General features: G+C 73.0%; 17 protein-coding genes. 7 read left to right on the top strand and 10 right to left on the bottom strand.

Going from position 1 to position 24,865, the window contains the following annotated elements; translation table 11 throughout:
* Positions 1-21 precede the first annotated feature (21 nt).
* The 4 genes from ACIBAD_RS25910 (at position 22) to pulA (ending at position 10,529) form a co-directional block, all read left to right on the top strand.
* Positions 22-1,638, top strand: a complete 1,617-nt coding sequence (locus ACIBAD_RS25910) for a glycoside hydrolase family 13 protein (RefSeq protein ID WP_134075167.1) — start codon at positions 22-24, stop codon at positions 1,636-1,638.
* Entirely contained in the window at positions 1,626-2,651 is a 1,026-nt protein-coding gene (locus tag ACIBAD_RS25905) for a LacI family DNA-binding transcriptional regulator (protein WP_398908753.1), read from the top strand. Before ACIBAD_RS25910 ends, ACIBAD_RS25905 begins: the two co-directional genes overlap by 13 nt.
* A 661-nt stretch (positions 2,652-3,312) precedes the next feature.
* A complete protein-coding gene (locus ACIBAD_RS25900; RefSeq protein ID WP_398908751.1) occupies positions 3,313-5,022 on the top strand; it encodes a carbohydrate-binding module family 20 domain-containing protein in 1,710 nt (569 codons plus the stop codon).
* A gap of 161 nt (positions 5,023-5,183) precedes the next feature.
* Positions 5,184-10,529, top strand: a complete 5,346-nt coding sequence (pulA, locus tag ACIBAD_RS25895) for a pullulanase-type alpha-1,6-glucosidase (RefSeq protein WP_398908749.1) — start codon at positions 5,184-5,186, stop codon at positions 10,527-10,529.
* A gap of 1 nt (position 10,530) precedes the next feature.
* Here pulA and ACIBAD_RS25890 read toward each other — a convergent pair whose 3' ends face one another.
* The 8 genes from ACIBAD_RS25890 to ACIBAD_RS25855 form a co-directional block, all read right to left on the bottom strand.
* Positions 10,531-11,067 carry a GNAT family N-acetyltransferase gene (locus ACIBAD_RS25890; RefSeq protein WP_398908747.1) on the bottom strand — a complete coding sequence of 179 codons (537 nt, stop codon included), beginning with the start codon at positions 11,065-11,067 and terminating at the stop codon, positions 10,531-10,533.
* Between the two features lie 22 nt (positions 11,068-11,089).
* Complete coding sequence (locus tag ACIBAD_RS25885; RefSeq protein ID WP_134075163.1) at positions 11,090-11,812, bottom strand: TetR/AcrR family transcriptional regulator; 723 nt, start codon at positions 11,810-11,812, stop codon at positions 11,090-11,092.
* A 31-nt stretch (positions 11,813-11,843) separates the two neighbouring features.
* Complete coding sequence (locus tag ACIBAD_RS25880) at positions 11,844-12,890, bottom strand: PDR/VanB family oxidoreductase (RefSeq protein ID WP_398908745.1); 1,047 nt, start codon at positions 12,888-12,890, stop codon at positions 11,844-11,846.
* A complete protein-coding gene (locus ACIBAD_RS25875) occupies positions 12,887-13,783 on the bottom strand; it encodes a metal-dependent hydrolase (RefSeq protein ID WP_398908743.1) in 897 nt (298 codons plus the stop codon). Before ACIBAD_RS25875 ends, ACIBAD_RS25880 begins: the two co-directional genes overlap by 4 nt.
* 129 nt (positions 13,784-13,912) lie before the next feature.
* On the bottom strand, positions 13,913-15,349 hold the full coding sequence (locus tag ACIBAD_RS25870; protein ID WP_398908741.1) for a hypothetical protein: 1,437 nt from the start codon (positions 15,347-15,349) through the stop codon (positions 13,913-13,915).
* 153 nt (positions 15,350-15,502) lie between these two features.
* Positions 15,503-17,449 (bottom strand): hypothetical protein, encoded by a 1,947-nt coding sequence (locus tag ACIBAD_RS25865; RefSeq protein ID WP_398908739.1) that lies wholly within the window; start codon positions 17,447-17,449, stop codon positions 15,503-15,505.
* Between the two features lie 74 nt (positions 17,450-17,523).
* Positions 17,524-18,321, bottom strand: a complete 798-nt coding sequence (locus ACIBAD_RS25860) for a tyrosine-protein phosphatase (RefSeq protein WP_134075158.1) — start codon at positions 18,319-18,321, stop codon at positions 17,524-17,526.
* Positions 18,322-18,443: 122 nt separating this feature from the next.
* Positions 18,444-19,046, bottom strand: a complete 603-nt coding sequence (locus tag ACIBAD_RS25855) for a rhomboid-like protein (protein ID WP_134075157.1) — start codon at positions 19,044-19,046, stop codon at positions 18,444-18,446.
* Between the two features lie 65 nt (positions 19,047-19,111).
* On the opposite strand from ACIBAD_RS25855, the gene ACIBAD_RS25850 reads away from it, so the two are divergent.
* Together ACIBAD_RS25850 and ACIBAD_RS25845 are read left to right on the top strand one after the other, a co-directional pair.
* Complete coding sequence (locus tag ACIBAD_RS25850) at positions 19,112-19,924, top strand: hypothetical protein (protein WP_398908737.1); 813 nt, start codon at positions 19,112-19,114, stop codon at positions 19,922-19,924.
* A gap of 91 nt (positions 19,925-20,015) precedes the next feature.
* Positions 20,016-21,494 (top strand): PepSY domain-containing protein, encoded by a 1,479-nt coding sequence (locus tag ACIBAD_RS25845; protein ID WP_134075156.1) that lies wholly within the window; start codon positions 20,016-20,018, stop codon positions 21,492-21,494.
* Positions 21,495-21,551: 57 nt separating this feature from the next.
* On the opposite strand, the gene ACIBAD_RS25840 is transcribed toward ACIBAD_RS25845, so the two are convergent.
* Together ACIBAD_RS25840 and glnII are read right to left on the bottom strand one after the other, a co-directional pair.
* Positions 21,552-22,178: a winged helix-turn-helix domain-containing protein gene (locus ACIBAD_RS25840; protein ID WP_398908734.1), complete on the bottom strand. Its 627-nt coding sequence runs from the start codon at positions 22,176-22,178 to the stop codon at positions 21,552-21,554.
* A 447-nt stretch (positions 22,179-22,625) separates the two neighbouring features.
* Positions 22,626-23,645: a glutamine synthetase gene (gene glnII / locus ACIBAD_RS25835; RefSeq protein WP_134075155.1), complete on the bottom strand. Its 1,020-nt coding sequence runs from the start codon at positions 23,643-23,645 to the stop codon at positions 22,626-22,628.
* Positions 23,646-23,894: 249 nt separating this feature from the next.
* Here glnII and ACIBAD_RS25830 point away from each other — a divergent pair, with 249 nt between their 5' ends.
* Positions 23,895-24,836: a Gfo/Idh/MocA family protein gene (locus ACIBAD_RS25830; RefSeq protein ID WP_398908855.1), complete on the top strand. Its 942-nt coding sequence runs from the start codon at positions 23,895-23,897 to the stop codon at positions 24,834-24,836.
* Positions 24,837-24,865 lie beyond the last annotated feature (29 nt).

Below are 24,865 nucleotides of genomic sequence, written 5' to 3'. Positions count from 1 at the left end.
CCCGATCTCTCCAAGGACGACATGACCCAGCACCTCGCCGACGCACTGACTTCGGACAGTGGCCTTCCCACCACCACCGGCACCCGGCCCGGCTGGTGGAGAGAAGCGGTGATCTACCAGGTCTATCCGCGCAGCTTCGCCGACTCCAACGGGGACGGCATGGGGGACCTCGAAGGCATCCGCAGCCGCCTGCCCTACCTCAAGGAGCTGGGCGTCGACGCCGTCTGGCTCAGCCCCTTCTACGCCTCCCCGCAGGCCGACGCCGGCTACGACGTCGCCGACTACCGGGCCATCGACCCCATGTTCGGCACCCTGCACGACGCCGACGCCGTGATCCGCGAGGCGCACGCGCTGGGCCTGCGCATCATCGTGGACCTCGTCCCGAACCACTGCTCCGACCAGCACGAATGGTTCAAGCAGGCGCTGCGGGAAGGGCCCGGCACCCCGCTGCGCGAGCGCTTCCACTTCCGCCCGGGGCAGGGGGCCGACGGCTCGGAGCCGCCGAACGACTGGGAGTCGATCTTCGGCGGCCCGGCGTGGACCCGGGTGGCGGACGGGGAGTGGTACCTGCACCTCTTCGCCCCCGAGCAGCCCGACTTCAACTGGGAACACCCCGCCGTCCAGGACGAGTTCCGCTCGATCCTGCGCTTCTGGCTCGACCTCGGGGCCGACGGCTTCCGGATCGACGTCGCCCACGGCCTGGTCAAGGCCCCCGGGCTGCCCGACCTCGGCCGCGACGAGCAGCTCAAGCTGCTCGGCAACCAGGTGCTGCCCTTCTTCGACCAGGACGGGGTCCACGAGATCTACCGCTCCTGGCGCAAGGTGCTGGACGAGTACGCCGGCGACCGGATCGGCGTCGCCGAGGCCTGGACCCCGAGCGCGGACCGGACGGCCCTGTACCTGCGCCCCGACGAGCTGCACCAGGCCTTCAACTTCCACTACCTGAGCACGGGGTGGGACGCGGACGCGCTGCGCGCCGCCATCGACGACTCGCTCGACTCGATGCGCCCGGTGGGGGCGCCGACGACGTGGGTGCTGTCCAACCACGACGTCGTACGCCACCGCACGCGCTTCGGCAGCCTGGAGCGGGCGCGCGCCGCCGCGCTGCTGATGCTGGCGCTGCCCGGCTCCGCGTACGTCTACCAGGGCGAGGAGCTCGGCCTGCCGGAGGTGACCGACCTTCCGGACGAGGTGCGCCAGGACCCCTCCTTCTTCAAGGAGAACGGCCAGGACGGGCTGCGCGACGGCTGCCGCGTACCGATCCCGTGGTCCGGCGACCAGGCGCCCTACGGCTTCGGTGACGGTGGCAGCTGGCTGCCGCAGCCGGCCGAGTGGGCGGGGCTGAGCGTCGAGGCCCAGACCGGCGACCCGGCCTCCACCCTGGAGCTGTACCGGGCGGCGCTGCGGATCCGCCGCGAGCACGGGGACCTGGGCGCGGGCGACGCGGTGGAGTGGCTGGAGGCGCCCGAGGGCGTACTGGCGTTCCGGCGCGGCGACTTCGTCTGCACCGTCAACACGACGGCGGAGCCCGTACGGATGACCCCGCCCGGGACGGTGCTGCTGACCAGCGGCGACGCGGCGGATCCGGCGGACCCGGGAGTGCTGGGCGCCGACACGGCGGTGTGGTGGCAGGGGTGACCTCCCCGCTCCGGCTGACGGACATCGCCGCGCAGGCCCAGGTCAGCGAGGCGACGGTCAGCCGTGTGCTCAACGGCAAGGCGGGCGTGGCGGCCGGCACCCGGCACAAGGTGCTGGCCGCCATGGACCTGCTCGGCTACGAGCGGCCCGTACGGCTGCGCCGCCGCAGCAACGGGCTGGTGGGGCTGCTGATCCCGGAGCTGACCAACCCCATCTTCCCGGCGTTCGCGCAGGTCATCGAGCAGGCGCTGGCCGGTCACGGGTACACGCCGGTGCTGTGTACGCAGACGCCGGGCGGGGCCACCGAGGACGAGCTCGTGGAGCAGCTGGAGGAGCGGGGGGTCACGGGGATCGTCTTCCTGTCGGGCCTGCACGCGGACTCCTCGCTGGACCCGTCGCGCTACCAGCGGCTGTCGTCGCGGGGCATCCCCTTCGTCCTGATCAACGGCTTCAACGAACACATCAACGCGCCGTTCATCTCGCCGGACGACCGGGCGGCGGCGGACATGGCGGTACGCCACCTGGCGGACCTGGGCCACCGGCGGATCGGCCTGGCCATAGGGCCGACGCGCTACGTGCCGTCGGCCCGCAAGGAGGCGGGGTTCGTCGCCGCGGTCCCGGAGGCCCTCGCCGAAGGCCGGATCCAGCGGACGCTGTTCACGGTGGAGGGCGGCCACGCGGCGGGCGGCGCCCTGCTGGACCGCGGCTGCACGGGCATCGTGTGCGGCAGCGATCCGATGGCGCTCGGCGTGATCCGCGCGGCCCGCGAGCGGGGCCTGCGCGTCCCCGAGGACGTCTCGGTCGTCGGCTTCGACGACTCCCCGCTGATCGCCTTCACGGACCCCCCGCTGACGACGGTCCGCCAGCCGGTCCGCGCGATGGCGACGGCGGCGGTGGGAGCGCTCCTGGAGGCGGTCGGCGGCACCCCGGTCCAGCGCACGGAGTACGTCTTCCAACCGGAGCTGGTGGTGAGGGGATCGACGGCCCAGGTCCCGGAGGAGCAGGGGCGGTAGGGGGACCTGCCACCGAGACGCCGCAGGGGCGGCCCGACGTCGCCGTCGGGCCGCCCCTGCGGCGCGTGGCGCGGGATCAGGCGCCGATGTGCTGCCCCGTCAGCCACTCCTCCCCGCCGTTCTTCTCGCAGGACGAGTCGTGGACCGGGCCGGTGAACGCCGGGAGGTCGTGCGGCGCCGCGGCGAGGTGGAGCAGTTCGACGCGCGGCCCGCACGACCGCCGGTGAAGTTCCGCTCACCACGCGCTGCGGGCCGTCGGCCGGCGTGATCTCGTACGGGCGGCCGTTCACGTGGGCGATGGTGAACGCCTTGCCGTCGCCGGTGAGTTCCACGCGGAGCGTGCTCGCCGTGGGGAGGGTGGTCACGAGGCGCTTCGCGCCGTCGGCCAGGGTGACCTCGTACGGGTTGCAGCCGTGGTCCTTCTGGCCGACGTACGCCTTGCCCTCGCCCGTCCAGCGCCACCGCGGATCCGCCGACCGGCAGGCCGGTGGCGACCGGTGCCGGCGGACAGGTCCAGGCGGGCGGGCGTAGCCGCCCCACCTGTCCGGCAGGACACGCCCCGGAAACAATTCTGCAATCTCTTGCGCAAACTCTTGCAGCGCTCTTACCTGGCCCCTACGGTCGCTGCAATCCCCACCTCTCCCGCCAGGAGGCCCCCCGCATGCCTGCCAGAGCCGTCAGAGCTGCAACTCTTTTCGCCACCACCGCACTTGCCGCAGCCGCCCTCACCGGCCCGGCGCCGCAGGCCGCCGCCGCGACGCCCGGCGACAAGGACGTCACCGCCGTGCTCTTCGAGTGGCGCTTCGAGTCCGTTGCCAAGGCCTGCACCGATGCGCTCGGGCCCGCCGGGTACGGGTACGTCCAGGTCTCGCCGCCCCAGGAGCACATCCAGGGCTCCCAGTGGTGGACCTCGTACCAGCCCGTCAGCTACAAGATCGCCGGGCGGCTCGGCGACCGCGCCGCGTTCAAGGCCATGGTCGACACCTGCCACGCCGCCGGGGTCAAGGTCGTCGCCGACTCCGTGATCAACCACATGGCCGCCGGCGACGGCGTGGGGACCGGGGGGTCTTCGTACACGAAGTACGGGTACCCGGGGATCTACTCGGGTTCCGACATGGACGACTGCCGGGCCGTCATCTCCAACTACCAGGACCGGGCCAACGTCCAGAACTGCGAGCTCGTGCAGCTCGCCGACCTGGACACGGGCGAGGACTACGTACGCGGGCGGATCGCCGGGTACCTGAACGACCTGCTGTCCCTCGGCGTCGACGGCTTCCGGATCGACGCCGCCAAGCACATGCCCGCCGCCGACCTCGCCAACATCAAGTCCCGCCTGGCGAACCCCTCCGCCTACTGGAAGCAGGAGGCGATCTACGGCGCCGGCGAGGCCGTCTCGCCCTCCGAGTACCTCGGCAACGGCGACGTGCAGGAGTTCCGCTACGCCCGGGACCTCAAGCCGGTCTTCCAGAACGAGAACCTCGCCTACCTCAAGAACTTCGGGGAGGCCTGGGGGTACATGCCGAGCGGGCAGTCGGCCGTCTTCGTCGACAACCACGACACCGAGCGGGTCGGCGACACCCTCACCTACAAGGACGGCTCCGCCTACACCCTCGCGAGCGTCTTCATGCTGGCCTGGCCGTACGGCTCCCCCGACGTGCACTCCGGGTACGAGTGGACCGACAAGGACGCCGGACCGCCGAACGGCGGCTCGGTGAGTGCCTGTTACGCCGACGGGTGGAAGTGCCAGCACGCCTGGCGGGAGATCTCCTCCATGGTCGGCTTCCGCAACGCGGCCCGCGGCCAGGCCGTCACCAACTGGTGGGACAACGGCGCCGACCAGATCGCCTTCGGGCGCGGGGCCAAGGCGTACGTCGCCATCAACCACGAGGGCTCGGCCCTCACCCGGACCTTCCAGAGCTCGCTCGCGGCCGGCGACTACTGCGACGTCCAGAGCGGACGCACCGTCAACGTGAACTCCGCCGGACAGTTCACCGCCACCCTGGGAGCCGGTACCGCCCTCGCCCTGCACGTCAACGCCCGTACCTGCACCGGCGGTGGGACCACGCCCCCGCCGGCGGCCGCGGGCGCCTCGTTCGCCGTCAACGCCACCACCGTCCCCGGGCAGGCCATCTACGTCACCGGGGACCGCGCCGAGCTGGGAGGCTGGAACACCGCCGGCGCACTCAAGCTCGACCCGGCGGCCTACCCCGTCTGGAAGCTGGACGTGTCGCTCCCGGCCGGGACCGCGTTCTCGTACAAGTACGTACGCAAGGACGCCGCCGGGAACGTCACCTGGGAGAGCGGCGCCAACCGCACCGCGACCGTCCCCGCGAGCGGCAAGGCCGTGCTGAACGACACCTGGCGCAACTGACCCGCACCCCGCCCCCACCCCGCCCCGCCCCCATCCCGCACACCCACTCCGAACCCATCCCGCACACCCGCCCCCACCGACCAGGGCCGCCCGGCGTCCACGAACCCCGCCATCCGCCGGGCGGCCCTCATCCACGCGACACGTAACCAAGGAGACCCGCCTTGATACGCCCCGCCGCAGGAGTGCTCGCCGCCGCCTTGGCCGTGACGCTCCTGCCCGCCCTCCCGGCCGCGGCCGCCGCGCCGCCCGCCCCGCCGTCGGACGCGAAGCTGGCCGCCGAGCCCGCGCGGCACGACCTGACCCGGGAGCAGTTCTACTTCGTCCTCCCGGACCGGTTCGCGAACGGCGATCCGCGCAACGACACCGGCGGCCTGACCGGCAGCCGGCTGGAGACCGGGCTGGACCCGACGGACAAGGGCTTCTACCAGGGCGGCGACCTCAAGGGGCTGACCGACCGGCTCGACTACATCAAGGGCCTGGGGACCACCGCCATCTGGATGGCGCCGATCTTCAAGAACCAGCCGGTGCAGGGCAAAGGGGACGACGTCTCCGCCGGGTACCACGGCTACTGGATCACCGACTTCACGCAGGTCGACCCGCACTTCGGCACCAACGCCGACCTGGAGCGGCTGATCGACAAGGCGCACGCGAAGGGGATGAAGGTCTTCTTCGACGTCATCACCAACCACACCGCCGATGTCGTCGACTACCGGGAGCAGTCGTACTCCTACCTGTCGAAGGGCGCCTTCCCCTATCTGACGAAGGACGGGGTGCCGTTCGAGGACTCCGACTACGCGGACGGGAAGAGGAAGTTCCCCGGCGTCGACGCCGAGTCCTTCCCGCGGACCCCCTTCGTGCCCGACGCGAAGAAGAACCTGAAGGCTCCCGCCTGGCTCAACGACCCGGCGATGTACCACAACCGGGGCGACTCCACCTTCGCCGGGGAATCCTCCGACCAGGGTGACTTCTTCGGCCTCGACGACCTGTGGACCGAGCGGCCCGAGGTCGTCAGCGGGATGGAGAAGATCTACGAGAAGTGGGTCAAGGACTTCTCGATCGACGGATTCCGCATCGACACGGTCAAGCACGTCAACACCGGGTTCTGGACGCAGTGGGCCACCGCCCTCGACAAGTACGCGGCCCAGCACGGCCGGAAGAACTTCTTCATGTTCGGCGAGGTCTACTCCGCCGACACCGCCGTCACCTCCCCGTACGTGACGCAGGGCCGCCTCGACGCCACCCTCGACTTCCCGTTCCAGGACGCCGTCCGCGCGTACGCCTCCCAGGGCGCGGGGGCCTCGCGGCTGGGCTCCGTACTGGCCGACGACTACCGGTACACCACGGACAAGGCGAACGCGTACGAGCAGGTCACCTTCCTCGGCAACCACGACATGGGCCGCTTCGGGAGCTTCCTGAAGCAGGACCGGCCGGGCGCGGGGGAGCAGGAACTGCTGGACCGGTACCGGCTCGCCAACGAGCTGATGTTCTTCTCCCGGGGCAACCCGGTGATCTACTCCGGCGACGAGCAGGGCTTCACCGGCGCGGGCGGCGACAAGGACGCCCGGCAGCCGCTGTTCGGCACGCGGGTCGCCGACTACCTCGACGACGACCAGCTCGGAACGGCGCGCACCCATGCGAGCGATGCCTACGATCCGGGACACCCGCTCTACCGGCAGATCAGTGCTCTCTCGAAGCTGACGAAGGACCACCCGGCCCTGCGGGACGGCGTCCAGAGTGAACGTTTCGCCGACGGGTCCGTCTACGCCTTCGCCCGGACCGGCCTCCGCTCCCGCACCGAGTACCTCGTCGCCGCCAACAACGCCGCCGAAGCCCGGACCGTGGAGCTCGACGCCCCGGCCGGCGCCCGGTACCGCACCCTGTACGGCGGCACCGCGCTGCTCCGCGCCTCCGCCGCCGGCAAGCTCACCGTCACCGTCCCCGCCCTCGGCTCGGTGGTCCTCCAGGGAGCCGACCCCCTCGCCGCCCCCGCCACCAAGCCCGCCCTGACCCTGAAGGCCCCGGCCCCCGGGGCCGCCGGCACCGTCGAGCTCTCCGCCGACGTCACCGGCGGCGGCCAGAACCGGGTCGTCTTCGCCGCCCAGACCGGCACCGGGAAGTGGCAGGTCCTCGGCTCCGCCGACCACGCCCCGTACAAGGTCACCCAGCACATCACGGCCCCGGCCGGCACTGCCCTCCGCTACAAGGCGGTCGCCGTGGACGCCTCCGGCCGTACCGCGAGCGCCCTCGCCGAGTCCGTCTCCGGCCAGGTGCCGCCCACCCCGGTGCCCACCGCCACCCAGCGCGACTACGCCGTCGTCCACTACCGCCGCCCCGACGGCGACTACACGAACTGGCGGCTGTACGCCTGGGGTGACCTGGCGGACGGCGAGGCCACCCCCTGGCCCGCCGGCCACGACTTCACCGGCCGCGACGCCTACGGCGCCTTCGCCCACGTCCGCCTCAAGCCCGGCGCCTCCTCGATCGGCTACCTGGTCATCGACAAGGACGGCAACAAGGACGTCGCCACCGACCGCACCCTCGACGTGGCGAAGAGCGGCGAGGTCTGGCTGGAGCAGGGCAAGGAGGCGGCCGCCACCGACCGCCCCGCCTACCCGCCCCAGGACCAGGCCAAGGCCGTCCTCCACTACCAGCGCGCCGACGGCGCCTACGACGGCTGGGGCCTGCACGTCTGGACCGGCGCCGCGGCCCCCACCGACTGGTCCAAGCCGCTGATGCCCGCCCGCACCGACTCCTACGGCGCCGTGTACGAGGTCCCGCTCGCCGCCGGCGCGACCAGCCTCAGCTACATCCTCCACAAGGGCGACGAGAAGGACCTCCCCACCGACCAGTCCCTCGACCTGAAGGCCACCGGCCACGAGGTCTGGATGCTGGGCGGCCGGGCCCCCTACCTCCTTCCGCAGCCCGCCGGCTCCTCCACCGCCCTCGACCTCACCAAGTCCGAGGCCGTGTGGATCGACCGCTCCACCCTCGCCTGGAACGCCCCCGCTGCAGCCGCCTCCGTCCAGCTCCTCGCCTCCCGCGAGGGCACCGTCACCGCGGAGAACGGCACGCTGCACGCGGACGGCGCGCAGTGGCTGCGCCTGGCCAGGACCGAGCTCACCGCCGCCCAGAAGCAGAAGTTCCCGCACCTGGCCTCGTACGCCGCCTACACCGTCGACCCCCGCGACCGGGACCGGGTACGGGAGGCCCTGCGCGGGCAGCTCGTCGCGAGCGCCCGCGCCGCGAACGGCGCCGTCCTGGCCGCGACCGGAGTCCAGCTCGCCGGGGTGCTCGACGACCTGTACGCGAACACCGCAGCCCTCGGCCCCGTCTTCAAGGACGGCCGCCCCACCCTGTCCGTCTGGGCCCCCACCGCCCGCCAGGTCGCCCTCGAACTCGACGGCCGCACCGTCCCCATGCGCCGCGACGACACCACCGGCGTCTGGTCGGTGCGCGGCGAGCGCAGCTGGACCGGCAAGCCCTACCGCTACGACGTGACCGTGTGGGCCCCCAGCACCCGGCGGATGGTCCGCAACCTCGTCACCGACCCCTACTCCACCGCCCTGACCACCGACTCCACGTACAGCCTGGCCGTCGACCTGGCCGACCCGAAGCTGGCCCCGCCCGGCTGGCGCGACCTGCGCAAGCCCGCGCCGGTCCCCTTCACCTCGGCGCAGATCCAGGAGCTCCACATCCGCGACTTCTCGGTCGCGGACCCTACGAGCGCCCACCCCGGCCAGTACCTGGCGTTCACGGACACCGGCTCGGCGGGCATGCAGCACCTGCGCGCGCTGGCCGCGTCCGGCACCTCGTACGTACACCTCCTGCCCGCCTTCGACATCGGCACGATCCCGGAGAAGGCCTCCGACCGCACCGAACCCGCCTGCGACCTGAAGGTGTACGCGCCGGACTCGCCCGAGCAGCAGGCCTGCGTGGCCGCGGCCGCCGCGAAGGACGCCTACAACTGGGGCTACGACCCGCTGCATTACACCGTGCCGGAGGGCTCGTACGCGAGCGACCCGAACGGCACGGCCCGCACGGTCGAGTTCCGCAGGATGGTCCAGTCGCTGAACGGCGCCGGCCTGCGGACCGTCATGGACGTGGTCTACAACCACACCGTGGCGTCGGGCCAGTCCGACAAGTCGGTCCTCGACCGCATCGTGCCGGGCTACTACCAGCGGCTGCTGGCGGACGGCTCGGTCGCCAACTCCACCTGCTGCGCCAACACGGCTCCCGAGAACGCCATGATGGGCCGGCTCGTCGTGGACTCGATCGTCACCTGGGCGAAGGAGTACAAGGTCGACGGCTTCCGCTTCGACCTGATGGGCCACCACCCGAAGGCGAACATCCTGGCCGTGCGCCAGGCCCTCGACGCGCTGACCGTCGCCAAGGACGGCGTCGACGGAAAGAAGATCATCCTCTACGGGGAGGGCTGGAACTTCGGCGAGGTCGCGGACGACGCCCGCTTCGTCCAGGCCACGCAGAAGAACATGGCCGGCACCGGCATCGCCACCTTCTCGGACCGCTCGCGCGACGCCGTCCGCGGCGGCGGCCCCTTCGACGAGGACCCGCGCGTCCAGGGCTTCGCCTCCGGCCTGTTCACGGCCCCGAACGCCTCGCCCGCGAACGGCACCGCGGACCAGCAGCGGGCCCGGCTCCTGCACGCCCAGGACCTGATCAAGGTCGGGCTGTCCGGCAACCTCGCGTCGTACGCCTTCACGGACAGCGCCGGCCGCCGGACCAAGGGCTCCGAGGTGGACTACAACGGCTCCCCGGCCGGGTACGCGGCGGCCCCCGGCGACGCCCTCGCCTACGCCGACGCCCACGACAACGAGACCCTGGCCGACGCACTGGCGTACAAGCTGCCGCAGGGCACCTCGGCCGCGGACCAGGCCCGGATGCAGGTCCTGGCGATGGCCGTGGGCACCCTCTCGCAGGGTCCCTCGCTGTCCCAGGCCGGTACGGACCTGCTCCGCTCGAAGTCACTGGACCGCAACTCGTACGACAGCGGCGACTGGTTCAACGCCGTCCACTGGGACTGCCGCGACGGCAACGGCTTCGGGCGCGGCCTGCCCCCGGCCGCCGACAACGGCTCCAAGTGGCTGTACGCGAAGCCGCTGCTGGCCGGCGCCCGGGCACCGGGCTGCGCCGAGATCACGGGCGCATCCGCCGCCTACCGCGACCTGCTGCGGATCCGTACGACGGAACCGGCCTTCGCCCTCACCACGCCCGAGGCGGTCCAGGCGGCGCTGGCCTTCCCGCTCTCCGGTACGGACGAGACCCCGGGGGTGATCACGATGGCCCTCGGCGACCTGGTGGTGGTCTTCAACGCCACCCCCGCCGCCCAGCCCCAGCGCATCCCGGCCCTCGCGGGCACCGCCTACGCCCTGCACCCGGTCCAGGCCGGCGGTTCCGACCCGGCGGTCAAGCGGGCCGCGTACGAGGTGAAGACGGGAGAGTTCACGACCCCGCCCCGCACGGTCGCGGTCTTCACCCGCAACCGGTAGCTCACACGACGGTGAGCTGATCCAGCCGCTTCTCCAGCAGGATCACCCCGTACACGCGGCCGTCCTTGCCCTCCTTGTGGGGGAACTCCCCGACCACCCGGTAGCCCGCACCCCGGTAGTACGCGAGCAGCCGGGGGTTGGTGGAGACGCAGTCCAGCCGCGCCCGCGGCAGTCCGGAACCGGCGATCCGGCGCTCGGCATGTTCGAGCATCCGCCGTCCGGCCCCCGCGGGCGCGGTTTCGCGTTCCACCATCAGACGGTGCACGTAGCCGGCGACCGGCGGCTGCACACCCCAGGCCGCCTCGTCGGACCACCACAGCTCGTACGCGCCGATGATCCGCCCGTCGGCGTCCCCCGCGAGCCACACCTCGCCCTCGCGCATCTTCGCCAGGAAGTGCGCGGCGTCCTTGTCCCCCGGCTTCCACTGGTCGATCCCGTGTCGGCGCATCCACCGGGCCGCCTGGTCGTACAGGGCCACCAGCGTGGCGGCGTCCTTCTCCACGGCACGCCGGAACAAGATCTCGTCATTAATGATCACGGGCGCATTATCACGCGGATGATCAGCGAGAGTTGGGAACGGCGGGCTCCACGCTCGGGGGCACGAGCCCCACGAGCCGCCCCACCAGCTCCCCGAACGGCCCGTCGGCCGGCTCGTCCGCGAGGATCCGGCCGAGGATGGCGGCCATCTCCGCGTCGTACGCGGCGCTCACGGCGGCCAGCGCGGCGAAGTCGTGCACGAGCTGGAGCTCCAGCTCGGCCCGCGGGATCCTGCGCCCCTCCAGCCAGATCAGCGCGGTGGACTCGGCGAGGGACACCCAGGACCGCACCACGAGCTCCAGCCGCGCGGGCGGGTTCTCGATGCCGATGTGCGTGACGATCTGCTCGTACGCGGCCTGCCGGACCTCGTCGATCATCGCGTTGGTCCGGTTGCTCCCGACGGCCGGCCCGCCCCGCATCAGCGCCGAGAAGCCGGGCCCGTGGTCGTCGACGAACGCGAAGAACCGGCCCATGACGCGCAGCAACCGCGCCCCGAGCGGACCCTCCCGTGGCTCCACGAACCGCTGCGCGAGCTCGTCGGCGGCCCGCCGCAGGGCGGCCTCGTACAGGCTCAACTTGCCAGGGAAGTAGTGGTAGACGAGCGGCCGCGATATGCCCGCGGCCGCCGCGATCTCGTCGATCGACACATCGTCGGGCGACCTGAGGCTGAACAGCTCCAGGGCCACCCCGATCAGCTGCTGCCGCCGCTCCTCGACACCCATCCTGCGCCGCGTCCCGGTAGTCATGCGCCACACCCTACTGGGCCTGCGGCAACGCTCAGAGGTCGAGGACCAGGTGATCGTCCTGGGCGCGGGAGACGCACAGGAGCATCGAGTCCTCGCGCTCCCGGTCCGTGAGGAGGGTGTCGCGGTGGTCGACCCCGCCTGCGAGGACGCGGTGTTGGCAGGTACCGCAGAAGCCCTGCTCGCAGGAGTACGGGGTGTCGGGCAGCTCCCGGCGCACCGCGGCCAGGGTGGATTCGTCCGCCGCGACCTCGATCGTGCGGCCCGAGCGGCGGAGTTCGACCGTGAAGGGGCGGGAGGTCCCGGTGGCGGGGGTGGCGGTGAAGCGTTCCAGGTGGACCCGGGTGGTGGGCGGGGCCGCCTCCCGGACCGCCTCCATCAGGGGGGCCGGGCCGCAGCAGTAGACCAGGGTGTCCGGGCCCGCCGCGGTGAGCGGGGACAGGTCGGGGAGGCCCGCCTCGTCCTGCGGGACGACGGTGACCCGGGCGCCGTACGGCTCCAGTTCGGCGAGGAACGGCATCGAGGGGCGCGAGCGGCCGCCGTACAGGAGGGTCCAGTCCGCGCCCGCCGCCTCGGCCGCCCGCAGCATCGGCAGGATCGGCGTGATGCCGATTCCGCCCGCCACGAAGAGGTACGAGGAGGACGGCTCCAGCTCGAAGCGGTTGCGGGGCGGGCGTACGGGGAGTTCCGCGCCCTCCGGCAGTTGCGCGTGCGCCTCGCGCGAGCCGCCGCGGCCGTCCTCGACCAGCCGGATCGCGATCGTGTAGCGGCCCGCGTCGGCCGGGTCGCCGCAGAGGCTGTACTGGCGGACCAGCCCCGAGGGGAGCTGTACGTCCACGTGCGCGCCCGGGCTCCACGGCGGGAGCTCCGCCGATTCGAGGGTCAGCATCAGGACCCCGTCGGCGGGCTCCGTACGGGACACGATCAGGGCGGGCAGCCAACGCCGCGGGGAGTGGCCCGAGATCGGGGTCTCCAGCGCCGGCAGGGGCCACAGGGGAGAGCGGGCGATCCGCCCCCGCAGGGCGCGCCGGGTCAGCAGTGCCGCGCCCGCCACCGCCGCCAGCTTCAGGGCGCGGCTCATGCCGTGGCACCGCCGTTCGCGCCGGGGGAGGAGGCCAGGTAGGCCACGGCCTGGGCCGTGGATCCCTCCTGGGAGGGGTGGTACGTACGGGAGAGGTACGTCGGGATCGACTTGAGCATCGCGCCCGCCGAGGGCAGGGTGCCCTGCCGGCCCGCCCGGAGGAACTGGCCGAGGGAGGCCTTGGCGGCGGTCGGCTCCGGGTCGTTCTCCATGAAGAAGCGGGTGCCCCGCTGCCACAGGAAGACCAGCGCCGTGAACGCGGTGGCCCAGGTCCGGGCCCGCCGGTGGTAGCCGCCGTCGACGTGCATGAACAGTTCGAAGGCCACCGAGCGGTGCTCCACCTCCTCCGCGCCGTGCCAGCGCAGCAGGTCCAGCATCACGGGGTCCGCGCCCCGGCGGTCCAATTCGTCCGCGTTGAGCACCCAGTTCCCGAGGAACGCCGTGTAGTGCTCGATCGCCGCGATCAGCGCCACCCGCTCCATGAGCCACCAGTGGCGGGCCTTGCCCGGGGGGAGCGTCCGGTCGCCGAGCAGCTTCTCGAAGAGCCAGTCCACCTGCGCCGTGTAGGGGGTCGGATCCAGGCCGAGCCGCTTCAGGTGGGGGAGCACGTCGTCGTGCGCGGCGGCGTGCATGGCTTCCTGGCCGATGAACCCGATGACGTCCGCGCGCAGTTGCTCGTCCTTGATGTACGGGAGCACCTGCTTGTAGACGTGCACGAACCAGCGCTCGCCCGCGGGCAGCAGCAGGTGCAGCACGTTGATGGTGTGCGTGGCGAACGGGTCGCCGGGCAGCCAGTGGAGCGGGGTGTCCTCCCAGCCGAAGGACACGTTCCGAGCCTTGAGCTCCATGTGTTCCGACGCCACGGGGGCGGGCGCGTGCGGCGTATTAGACATGGCGTCAATGTACTGAGGGGTAGGGTAGAGGAAAACCCCTCCGCGCCCACCAAGTTCCGGCCCGTGCACGCCTGGACACGCAGAAGTCCCCCGGGCGGGCACGCCGCGCCGGGGGACTTCAGGGTCCGGTTACCGCCCGGCCTGCCCGCTCGCGAGTGCCCACTCGCGGTTGAGGGCGCCCAGCGGGATCTTGCGCTCGAAGAGCGGCGTGCCGAACAGGGACAGCTGGAGGTGCAGGTTCCCGCTCAGGTCGAAGCCGCCGTACAGGGCCCACGCGCCGCTGAGGGAGGTCTTGCCGTCGCTGGACGCGCTCGCCTTGGCGTCCGCCTCGCCGCGCAGGTAGGGGGCGAAGTCCGCGCTGACGCCGACGGCCCCGTACAGGCCGACGGAGGCCTCGGCGCCGAGTGCACCCTTGACCTTGCCGGTGGCGGTCACGGTCGCGGTGACCGGCGTGCTCTTGACGTTGGACTGGCTGACCGGCGTCCAGCCCTTGCCCAGGGCGTAGCTGCCGCCGATCTTGAAGTCGCCCTTGACGTCCTGCTGGACGTCGAGGGTCACGCGGCCGTCGGCCTCCACCTGGACGTAGCAGGTCAGGTCGAGGTTGACCACGACCGGCACCGGGCCGACCTGGATGACCGGGGCGCTGTGCAGCTTGGCGAACGGGATCCGCTTGGGTGCTCCGGTGCTCGCTGCGGCGCGGCCCTGGAGCTTCCACTGCGAGGACCAGTCGCCGCTCATGCCGAGGAAGGCGCCGCGGGGTCCGGAGCCGCCGCCGGGGGTGCCGTCGTACGAGAACTCCACCTGCGGGGCGAGCTGGACGAACCCGGAGACCGAGGCGCCGGCCGAGGCGGGGGCGTCCGGGGCGGTGTCCACGGCGGCGTTCACGTCGAGCCGCAGGTTGCCCAGGGGCAGCTTCGCGCCCTCGGGGCCGAACTTCACGCCCCCGCTCTTGGCATAGGAGAAGGTGACGCCCTTCATCAGGGGCTCGACGGTGACCGACGCCGGGTCGACGGGGACCTTGCCGTCGGCCTTGTCGTCGTTCAGGACGGAGGCCAGTGTCGTGGAGGCGGTCTTGACCTCGGTGCCGCGGTCGGTCTTCCCGATGACCTCGGTGACCTTGGCCAGCAGGCCGTTGGGGGCGCCGGGCGCCGGTGCGCTGGCGATGACGTCGCCGACCGCGACGGGCTTGTCGGCCTCGGGGGACTTGCCCGGATCCGGCTTCTTGCCCGGCTCGGGCTTCTTGCTCGGCGAGGAGGACGGGGCGGGCCCCTGCGGGGCCTTGGCTATGACGGCCCGTCCGCTCGCCTGGTCGTACGAGGCGACCTTCAGCGAGGACTGCTCCGTCCTGCCCTTCCCGCCGGCGCGGGACACGGCGGCCGGGGTGGGGGTCCCCTGCGGGGCCGCGGCAACGTCGAGCTGTTGCGACGTGCCGTCGCCGGCGGGCGCGAGGGTGGCGGGGGCGGCCGCGTCGGTGGCGGCGGTGTGCGGGGCCGAGGAGCAGCCTGTGGCGGTGAGCGCCAGGGTGGTCAGTCCGGGCAGCAGGAGGCGTCGGGCGAGCAAGCGCACGTGGGTGAACCTTCGGTACGTGAGGGGTGTGGGGGGTTACCGCGTGGTAACCGGAATCCGATCATGCCATGTTCATGCGGTGGCAGTCATGTCTGGATCCCGCCAACTCCCCAGCCGTTGTTGACGGTTGAAGATTCACCCAACGCCGTGCAACTACCGGAGCACCCCCGCCTTCGTACCGTCCGTCAGCTTGCCCGCCAGCTCCACCTGCGCCCCCGCCGGTGCCTTCACCGCCAGCCGGTTGCCGTTCCCCGACCCGTTCACCCCGCCGCCCGACACCGACAGCGACGCGAACTGCGCACTGCCCGCCGCCAGCACGTACCACTGGCCGGCCTTCGACTTCCACAGCACGCCCGCCAGCACCCGCGGCTCCCGCGCCCCGCACGCCGGCGAGCCCTCCGCCTTCGCCGCCTGCGCCGCCAGCGGCGCGCCCGGAGCCAGGAACTGCGCCTGCACCCGGTCCTCCGTACCCGCCCAGGTCTCGGCGCGGGTGCACAGCCAGGTCGCCGTGCCGTCGCCCTCGGGCAGCGACTGCCTCGCGTACGTCCAGGCGTTGACGCTGCGGACACCGTGCGAGCGGACCGACGGCAGCAGGCACGCGATCCGCGACCAGTCGCCGAGCTCCGCCCCCTCCGCCACGTCGCGCTCCGCGCCCGGCGCACCCGAGGTCAGCCGGGCCGCGGTCAGCTCGCCGAGGTCGGTGACGAGCCGGGTGGCACCGCCCCCGGTCAGGGCCAGGGCGTTCCAGCCGGTGCAGTGGCCCGCCGGGGCCGGACTCGCCACCGGCGGGGTGACCCCGTCCTGCCCCAGCTTCAGCGTCGCCGGGGCCTCACCGGGCTTGAGCAGGTCCCGCAGCCCCGCGCCGGTGACCCACGGCGCCGTCAGGTAGCGGACGTTGCCGTCGACCCGGCTCAGCACCAGCGCGGTCGCGCTCTCCCCCGAGGCCGCGTCGGTCCGGGCGAAGTCGAGGGCGGCGACCGAGGTCCCGGTGCGGGGTTCGGCGTACCGGACCACGCGCAGGCCGTCGTACAGCAGGACCACGACCGCCTGGTCGACGGTGCCCGCGAACAGCAGTTGCGGCGGGCCCATCGGCGGACCGGGCGGGGTGCCGGGGGTGGCCGAGGCGACCACCGCCGGGCCGGGCCGGGCCCACACGGCCAGCGCCCGGCGCAGCAGTTCGGCGTCGTCGGTGCGGTCGCCGCGGGCGGGCCAGGTGGAGAAGCCCGTACGGGAGGACGTACGCCAGGCCGTGGGCGCGACCCGGACCAGCCTGCCCGGATCCAGGGCCTGCTCCGCGGCCGCGTTCAGGGCGTACGGCGGGGCCGCAGCCCCGTCCGCGCCCCAGCCGCCGCCGGGGAGCGCGAGCAGCGCCCCGCACACGGCGAGGGCGGCCGCGGCGGCCAGGGCGGCACGCCCGAACCGGCGCCGGCGCAGCAGGTCGGTGGGGCGCGCCTGGAGTACGCACGGATCGAACTCGGGTGAGGCGAACAGGGCGTCGTTGGCCGGATCCCCCGATTCCGCGACGGCGGCGGAGGGGTTCGCGACCCCGGCCTCGGCGAGCACCCGGAGCACCTCCGGCTCCGGCAGCCGCTCCAGGGCGCGCAGTACGCAGGCCGCCCGGCCGGGGCCGTCGAGCGTGGCCAGCCACTGGTCCAGGGCCAGCTCCTCGGCCCCGCCGGAGCGGGGGAACAGCCGCAGCCCCCACACCTGGGGGAGCAGCGGAGGCAGTTGGGCCCTCCGGGGCAGCGCCCGGAAAGTCAGCGGAATCCCGGCCTCGAGAGCGGCGCGCAACACCCTCAGCCGCACGTACGCGTACCCCGAATCGGCGCCCGGGGTTCCGCGCTGGCCCGGGACCCCGCCCGGTGCGGCGGCTGCGGCGGCGGCTTCCGCACCGGCGGCGCCGCGCCGCCCGCGCGGGAGTGCCCGCTGGGCCAGCGAATGGGCGGTGAGCACCCGCCGGTTGCGGCCGAGGGCGGGCGGCAGCACCAGATAGGCGAGCCGCACCAGCCGCGGGTAGTGCTCGACGATGGCGGCCTCGGCCAGCTCGACGTCGGGCGGCACGGGAGACGGGGGGCGGGTGGCGGTGTCCGGCGCAGTCACGTTCAGCAGAACGAGCGAATCGTCGGATGGTCACCCGTCCCCAGGTCGCACGTTCGGGTCAGAGCGTCATGCGGTCACGCCGTCAGGCGGGCGCGGAGCGCCTCGACCGCCTCGTCCGGGACGCCGAGACCCTCGCGCACGTACTTCTCCATCGAGCCGTAGCGCGTGCCCACTTCTTCGAGCGCCGCCTGCAGGTACTCGGGGAACACCCCGATCAGGCCCAGCGCGATGTCCGGGTTGCCGCCGGCGACGGTGAAGCCCTCGATCATCGGTGCGAAAGCCTGCTTGACCGCCGGATTGACGGAGAGGTACTCGGCCATCAGGGTCTCGTCGTCCGCGCCGAGCAGCGACAGGAGGATGGTCGCGCCCCAGCCCGTACGGTCCTTGCCCGCCGTGCAGTGGAACAGCAGCGGGCCGGCCTGCGGGTCCGCGAGCTCGGTGAGCAGGGTCCGGTACGCGGCCTGCGCGGAAGCGGTGGAGACGAAGGACCGGTAGGTGTCGGCGAACAGCGCCTTCACCTTCCCGCCGCCCAGGTGCTCCTCCGCCCTCGCCGGGTCGGACAGCAGGTCCTTGAGCTGCGTGGCGGCCGGGATCTTCCCGGAGCTCAGCTGGTCGGCGAGGACGTCGCCGACCAGGAGTCGGACGCCCTGCGGTATGCGGTCGGGGTGGCCGGCGCGCTCGGCGTCGGTGCGGAAGTCGATGACCGTGCGCAGGCCCAGCGCGGCCACGACCGGGTCGGCGTCCACGTCGAGGCGGTCGAGCTGGCCGGAGCGCAGCACCAGGCCGGGGCGGACGGTACGGCCGCCGGAGAGGGGGGTGCCGCCGAGGTCGCGGAGGTTGGCGACGGTGGTGGAGGGGGTGGTCGTGGTCATCGTGGCGGCTCCAGCGGTGAGCGGACGGCGTGGGTGGTTCAGGTGGTGCGGGCGGTTCAAGCAGTGCAGGCGGTGCGGGTGGTGCAGGTACGGGTGGTGCAGGTGGTGCAGGTGGTGTGCATTCACCCGATTTTCAGATGTTTCGTCCCGGATAGGTAATCGAGAGCGAGGGAGAGCCCGACCCCGATCCCCAGCGCCGCCAGGTGTCCGGCGTCCGTGAAGGTCCGCTCCCGCTTGAGCACCGGCCCTGCGGCGAGCGCCAGCAGCCCCACCCGGGCGGCCGTACGGACCGGGCCGCGCGGCAGCGCGGAGGTCAGCGCGCCGAGCACGGCGTTGAAGCCGTAGCTGGTGCCCACGTCCAGGGCCCGCCGGGTCGGGGCGTCGGCCGTCCCGCGCAGGGCGCCGAAGACGAGGAGCGTCGCCGCGGCGTGCCCGAAGAGGAACACCCCGACCGTCCACCAGGCCCCGTACGCGTACTCCGCGTACCCGAGGACCGCGACGAGCAGCAGCGCGTACGGCAGGGGCATGGGCTCCTCGACGACGAAGGCGCTGCTCAGCAGGGTCTCCCAGCGGCCGGCGGCGAGATTGTCGACATTCGTCGAGCAGCCCCGCAGTACGCGCTCCCGCTCCGCCGCCCCCCGCCGCTCCAGTGCGTACGCACCGAGCTGGACCCCGCCCGCGTACAGCGCGCCGACGGGTGGCGCCGGCCATGGCAATGGACTCATCCGGTCATGATCGGATACGGCCCTCCGGCGGGGGGAAGGGGGGTCCGTGCGAGCATGTTCCCGCCATGTTCGAAACTTCTGCGCCGTTGCGCACCGCACGGGCCGCGATGTTCGCGGCGGTGTGCACCGCATTGGGCGCCATGGGGCATTCGTACATGTCTGGTGAAGATATCCCCCTCATAGGCCTTCTGGGTGCTTTCGCGGTCACGGGCGGGCTCGCCTGGCTCTCCGCCGGGCGCCGCCGCGGGCCCGTCGGGATCGGCGCGGCGCTGCTCGCCGTGCAAGGGGTACTGCACCTGGTCTTCTCGGGCAGCCAGGCGGGGCACGGCGGACCCGCCGCGAAGCGCCTCCCGCTCGCCGCGCCCGTGCCCGGGCACCACCACATGGCGGGCACGGCGATGCCGGACGCGGCCGGGGCCGCCGGTACGGGTGCCATGGGCGGCATGGGCGGCATGGGCGGCATGGGCGGCATGGACGGTACGCATGCCATGGACGGCGCGGCCGGCCTGCACGGCATGTCCGGGATGGCCGACATGGCCGACGTGGCCGGGCACGGCGGCCTCGGCATGATCGCCGCGCACGTGCTCGCCGGTCTGTTCTGCGCCGCCTGGCTGGCCCGGGGCGAGGCCGCCGTGTTCCGGCTGGCCCCGGTCCTCGGCGCCGCCGCGCTGCTGGCGGCCCGCCCGCTCGCCCGCGCGTTCGCGCTGCTCCGCGCCCGGGTGGCCCCCGTACCGGCGCCGCCCGCACCCCGCCCCTCCCACGAACCCCCGCGCGGGCTGCGCGGAGCGGTGCCCGCCCATGCCCTGGTGCGCCGCGGTCCGCCCGGGCGGCGCGTCACCCGCGCCACGGCCCCCGGCCGTCCTGCCCGCGCCGTCTGACCGACAGGCGCACCTCCCGCATCGGCGAGGGGGCGAGGCCTGGGGCCGGTTCACCCATGTCTGCGCCCACGCGCCAAGAGCGAGGTTCCCCATGTCCCTTGACGAGGTCCAGGACGTCCGCACCCCGGACGCCACCGCAAGAACCGCCACACCTGCCACCCCCGCCACCCCCGAGGTTCCCGCCGCGTCCTCGGAACCCGGAGCCTGGGCCGCCCTGCGGCCGCTGCTCCTGCGCATGCACTTCTACGCCGGAATCCTGGTCGCCCCCCTGCTCTTCCTCGCGGCCGCCACCGGCCTGCTGTACGCGGCCTCCTGGCAGGCCGAGAAGATCATCTACGCCGATGAGCTGACCGTCACCAGGGTCGGCGGGAGCACCGTGCCGCTCAGCGCCCAGCTGACGGCCGCTCGGGCCACCGTGCCGGAGGGGAAGGTCGTGGGTGTGTGGCCCGCGCCCGACCCCGAGGCGACCACCCGCGTGATCATGGAGGTTCCGGGGCTGGGGGAGGGCCGGACCCGTACCGTGTTCGTCGATCCGTACACGGCCCACGTCAACGGACAGCTGACCACCGAAGGTGACGCACTGCCGCTGCGCGCCTGGCTCAGCGAGTTCCACTCCAGCCTCCGGCTGGGCGAGTTCGGCCGGAACTACAGCGAGCTCGCCGCGAGCTGGCTGTGGGTCGTCGCCCTCGGCGGACTCGCCCTGTGGATCGGCCGCCGCCGCTCCCGCAAGGCCCTGCTCGTGCTGCCCGACCGCGCCGCCGCCGGCCGGCGCAAGACCCTGTCCTGGCACGGGACCGTCGGCCTCTGGGCCGTCACCGGACTCGTCGCGCTCTCCGCCACCGGCCTGACCTGGTCGAAGTACGCGGGCGAGAACATCGGGCAGCTCCAGGACGGGCTCGGCGGCGCCACTCCCTCGCTGTCCGCGGCCCTCGCCCCCGGTTCGGGCGCCGGCTCCGGCGAACACGCCGGACACACCGGGCACGTCATGACCGAGGGCATGGAGATGCCCGCGGCGCCGCCCACCGCGGACATCGGCATCGACAAGGCCGTGGCCGCCGCCCGCGCCGCCGGGGTCAGCCACGAGCTCCGCGTCACCCTGCCCGCCAAGGGCAACGGATACGTGATCAAGGAGCAGGATAAGCAGCTGCCGGTCCACCTCGACTCGGTCGCCGTCGACCCCGCCGACGGCCGGATCATGGACGAACTGCGCTTCGCCGACTACCCCGTCCTCGCGCAGCTGACGCGCTTCGGCATCGACCTGCACATGGGGAAGACCTTCGGACTCGCCAACCAGATCGCGCTCGGCGCGCTCGCGGTCGCGGTGATGTTCCTGGTCTTCTGGGGCTACCGGATGTGGTGGCTGCGCCGTCCCACCAAGAACCGCGCCCTGTCGGCCGGCCGCGCCCAGCCGCGCGGTGCCTGGCGCAAGGTGCCGCTGACGATGCTGCTCCCGCTCGCCGCCGTGACGGCGGTGGTCGGCTGGTTCGTACCGCTGCTCGGCATCAGCCTGGTCGCGTTCCTGGCCATCGACGTGCTGCTGGGGGCGGTCGCGGCGCGCCGCGCGGCGTAGCCCGCAGGCGGGCGGGCCCGTACTCCTCCTCGGAGTGCGGGCCCGCCGACCGTCTGCTCAGGGCGCGTACTTGTAGCCCACGCGTCGCACGGTCTGGATCGCGCCGCGGTGCGCCGCGCCCAGCTTGCGGCGCAGGCGGGCGACGTGGACGTCCACGGTCCGGCCGTCGCCGACGTGGCCGTAGCCCCAGACCGTGGTCACCAGCTGGTCGCGGCTGTGCACCCGGTGCGGGTGCGCCACCAGATGGGCCAGCAGCTCGAACTCCAGGTACGTGAGGTCCAGTACCCGGCCGTCGACCTCGGCGGTGCGCTGGGCCGGGTCGATGCGGACGAGCCCGTCCCCGGCGGCGGTCTGCTGGGGGGCGGGGGCGGGGGCGGGGGCCGGGGGCCGGGGAACGGACTGCGGGGCGAAGGCGATCGGCGGCTGCAGATCGTCAGGCCCGGCCGGTACGAGGACCAGGTAGCCGACCATCGGCGGCTGGCCCGGCAGCGTCGGCACGGCGTGCTGAGGCGCGGGCAGCCAGGTGGCGCCGGGCGGCAGGAGGTCGACCACGCGGGCGGCCTCGTGCCGGTCCACGGCGCGCAGCCGGTGGCGGGGACTGGGCGGATAGGCGAGGGGCGCGTTCGCAGCGGTCGCGCCAGAGGCGGCGGAGGCGGCGGAGGTCAGGGAACGGGTGTGAGACATGAGTGGTCAGCTCTTTCACGCGAAGTGGCCGGCAGGAGACGTACGTACGTCATCGCGTACCGCGCAGACCGAAGGCCTCGGGGGAGCTCTCTTGGCGGATCCCGAAAGGCTTTAGAGGGCCGGCGCGTTCTCCGCGCGGCAACACACCCGGTCGAAATCGTGATCCTGACGGGAGGGCCAGAACGGCTCTAGGTCGCTGCGACCGTTCGAGGTGTGTGAGTGGCTGGCCATGGCGTCATTGAAGCAGACACAGGGGGCCCGGGGCAGATCCCGTCTCACCTGATGGAGCGGAATCTCAAATTCCGCGAGAGCCTCTCCAGCGGACCTCCGGTAACCGGGACCGTGACGAGCGGCGAGCGGCGCCGCAACGCGCAACGCCCGCCGGGCCGCAGGGGCTCGACGGGCGTCGCGTCGCAGGAGCGGCGCGGGGCGGGAGGGCCGGGTCGCCTAGACCAGGCCCTCCTTCTTCAGGCTCGTGCAGCAGGTGTCCACGATGAGGCGGGTCACCACGTACGGGTCGACGTTCGCGTTCGGGCGGCGGTCCTCGATGTAGCCCTTGCCGTCCTTCTCCACCTGCCACGGGATGCGGACCGAGGCGCCGCGGTCCGAGACGCCGTAGCTGAACTCGTTCCACGGAGCGGTCTCGTGCAGACCCGTCAGGCGCTCGTCGATGCCGGCGCCGTAGTTCTTGACGTGGTCCAGCGGCTTCGAGCCCTCGCCCAGCGCCTCGCACGCGGTGATGATGGCGCGGTAGTCCTCGCGCATCGCCCTCGTGGAGAAGTTGGTGTGCGCGCCCGCGCCGTTCCAGTCGCCCTTCACCGGCTTCGGGTTCAGCGTCGCCGAGACGTTGAAGTCCTCGGCGGTGCGGTACAGCAGCCAGCGCGCGATCCACAGCTGGTCCGAGACCTCCAGCGGGCCGACCGGGCCGACCTGGAACTCCCACTGGCCGGGCATGACCTCGGCGTTGATGCCGGAGATGCTCAGACCCGCCGCGAGGCAGTGGTCCAGGTGCTTCTCGACGATCTCGCGGCCGAAGATCTCGTCCGATCCGACACCGCAGTAGTAGCCGCCCTGCGCGGCCGGGAAGCCGCCCACCGGGAAGCCGAGCGGCCGGATGCCGTCGAAGAAGGTGTACTCCTGCTCGATGCCGAAGATCGGCTCCTGGTCGCCGAACTGCTCGGCGACCGGACGCAGCAGCGCGCGGGTGTTCGACGCGTGCGGGGTCATGTCGATGTTCATGACCTCGCACAGCACGAGGACGTTGTCGCCGCCGCGGATCGGGTCCGGGCAGGAGAACACCGGCTGGAGCACGCGGTCGGAGGCGTGGCCCTCGGCCTGGTTGGTGCTCGATCCGTCGAAGCCCCAGATCGACAGCGCCTCGCCGTCGGCCAGGATCTTCGTCTTGGAGCGCAGCTTCGCCGTCGGCTCGGTGCCGTCGATCCAGATGTACTCAGCCTTGTAGCTCACGGGCCCCATCCTTCGGTGCGTCGCTCCGGCGCAGACTCTGCGGGTGCTGCGTTGGTCGTGCTGTGCGTTGCGCTGTGCTTGTCGTACTGCGGTGCGTTGCGGTGTAGCCCGCAGCGTGCCCGGTCGCGATTTCTCTTCCGTTGCCCGTGTGTGAACCCCGTGTTACCGAGGTTTACGCCGCAGGTCGGGTGGGTTGTGCGGGTTGGTGGCAGCACACCCGTCCGAGTGGGGCAGACTGAGCAGGTGAGCATTTCGTGCGATTTGACCTCGGCCGATGACCCCATCGACTTCCCCCGCCCGCCGGCCCGCCCCCGGGTCGGCCTGCTGGGCACCGGCCCTTGGGCCCACCGCACCCATGCCCCCGCCCTCGCCGCGCACGCCGGCTCCGAGTTCGCCGGAGTGTGGGGCCGCCGCCCCGAAGCCGCCGCCGAGCTGGCCGACGAGTACGGCGTGAAGGTGTACGAAGACCCCGACGCGCTCTTCGCCGACTGTGACGTCGTGGCCTTCGCCCTGCCGCCGGACGTACAGGCCCCGCTGGCCGTGCGCGCCGCCGCCGCGGGCTGCCAACTGCTGCTCGACAAGCCCGTCGCCACGACCGCCGAGGACGCGCGCGCCGTGGCCGACGCCGCCGCCCGGCACGGCGTGGCCTCCGTCGTCTTCCTCACCCTCCGCTTCGCCGAGCCGGCCGCCGGCTGGGTCGCCGAGCAGGCCGGCCGCTCGGGGTGGTTCACGGCGAGCGCCCACTGGCTCGGCGCCGTGTTCCCGCCCGACGGCACGCCCAGCGCCTACGCGGCCTCGCCCTGGCGCAAGGCCAAGGGCGGGCTGTGGGACGTCGGCCCGCACGCCCTGTCCGTCCTCATCCCGGTGCTCGGCGACGTCACGTCCGTCACCGCCACCCGCGGCCCCTCCGACGTGGTCCAGCTCGCCCTGCGGCACGCCTCGGGCGCCGCGAGCACGGCCGTACTCAGCCTGGGCGCGCCGACGGCGGCGGCCGGGGTGGGTCTGGAGCTGCGCGGAGCCGAGGGCGTGTTCTCGCTGCCCAACTGGACCGATGTGCCGGGCGCGTACGGGCGCGCCCTGGACGCGCTGCTCATCGCCGCCCGCACCGGCGTGCCGGACCCCCGCGACGCGCGGTTCGCGGCCCGCCTGACGGAAATCCTCTCGGAGGCCGAGGCCCAGCTCCCGGCCTGAGGGGCCGGGGCGCGGCGGGGCGGTCCGCC

This window comes from Streptomyces sp. NPDC051109 (assembly GCF_044455885.1).
Classification (GTDB): domain Bacteria; phylum Actinomycetota; class Actinomycetes; order Streptomycetales; family Streptomycetaceae; genus Streptomyces.
The sequence above is the reverse complement of the archived record's forward strand: the minus strand, read 5'-3'. Positions and strand labels throughout refer to the sequence as shown.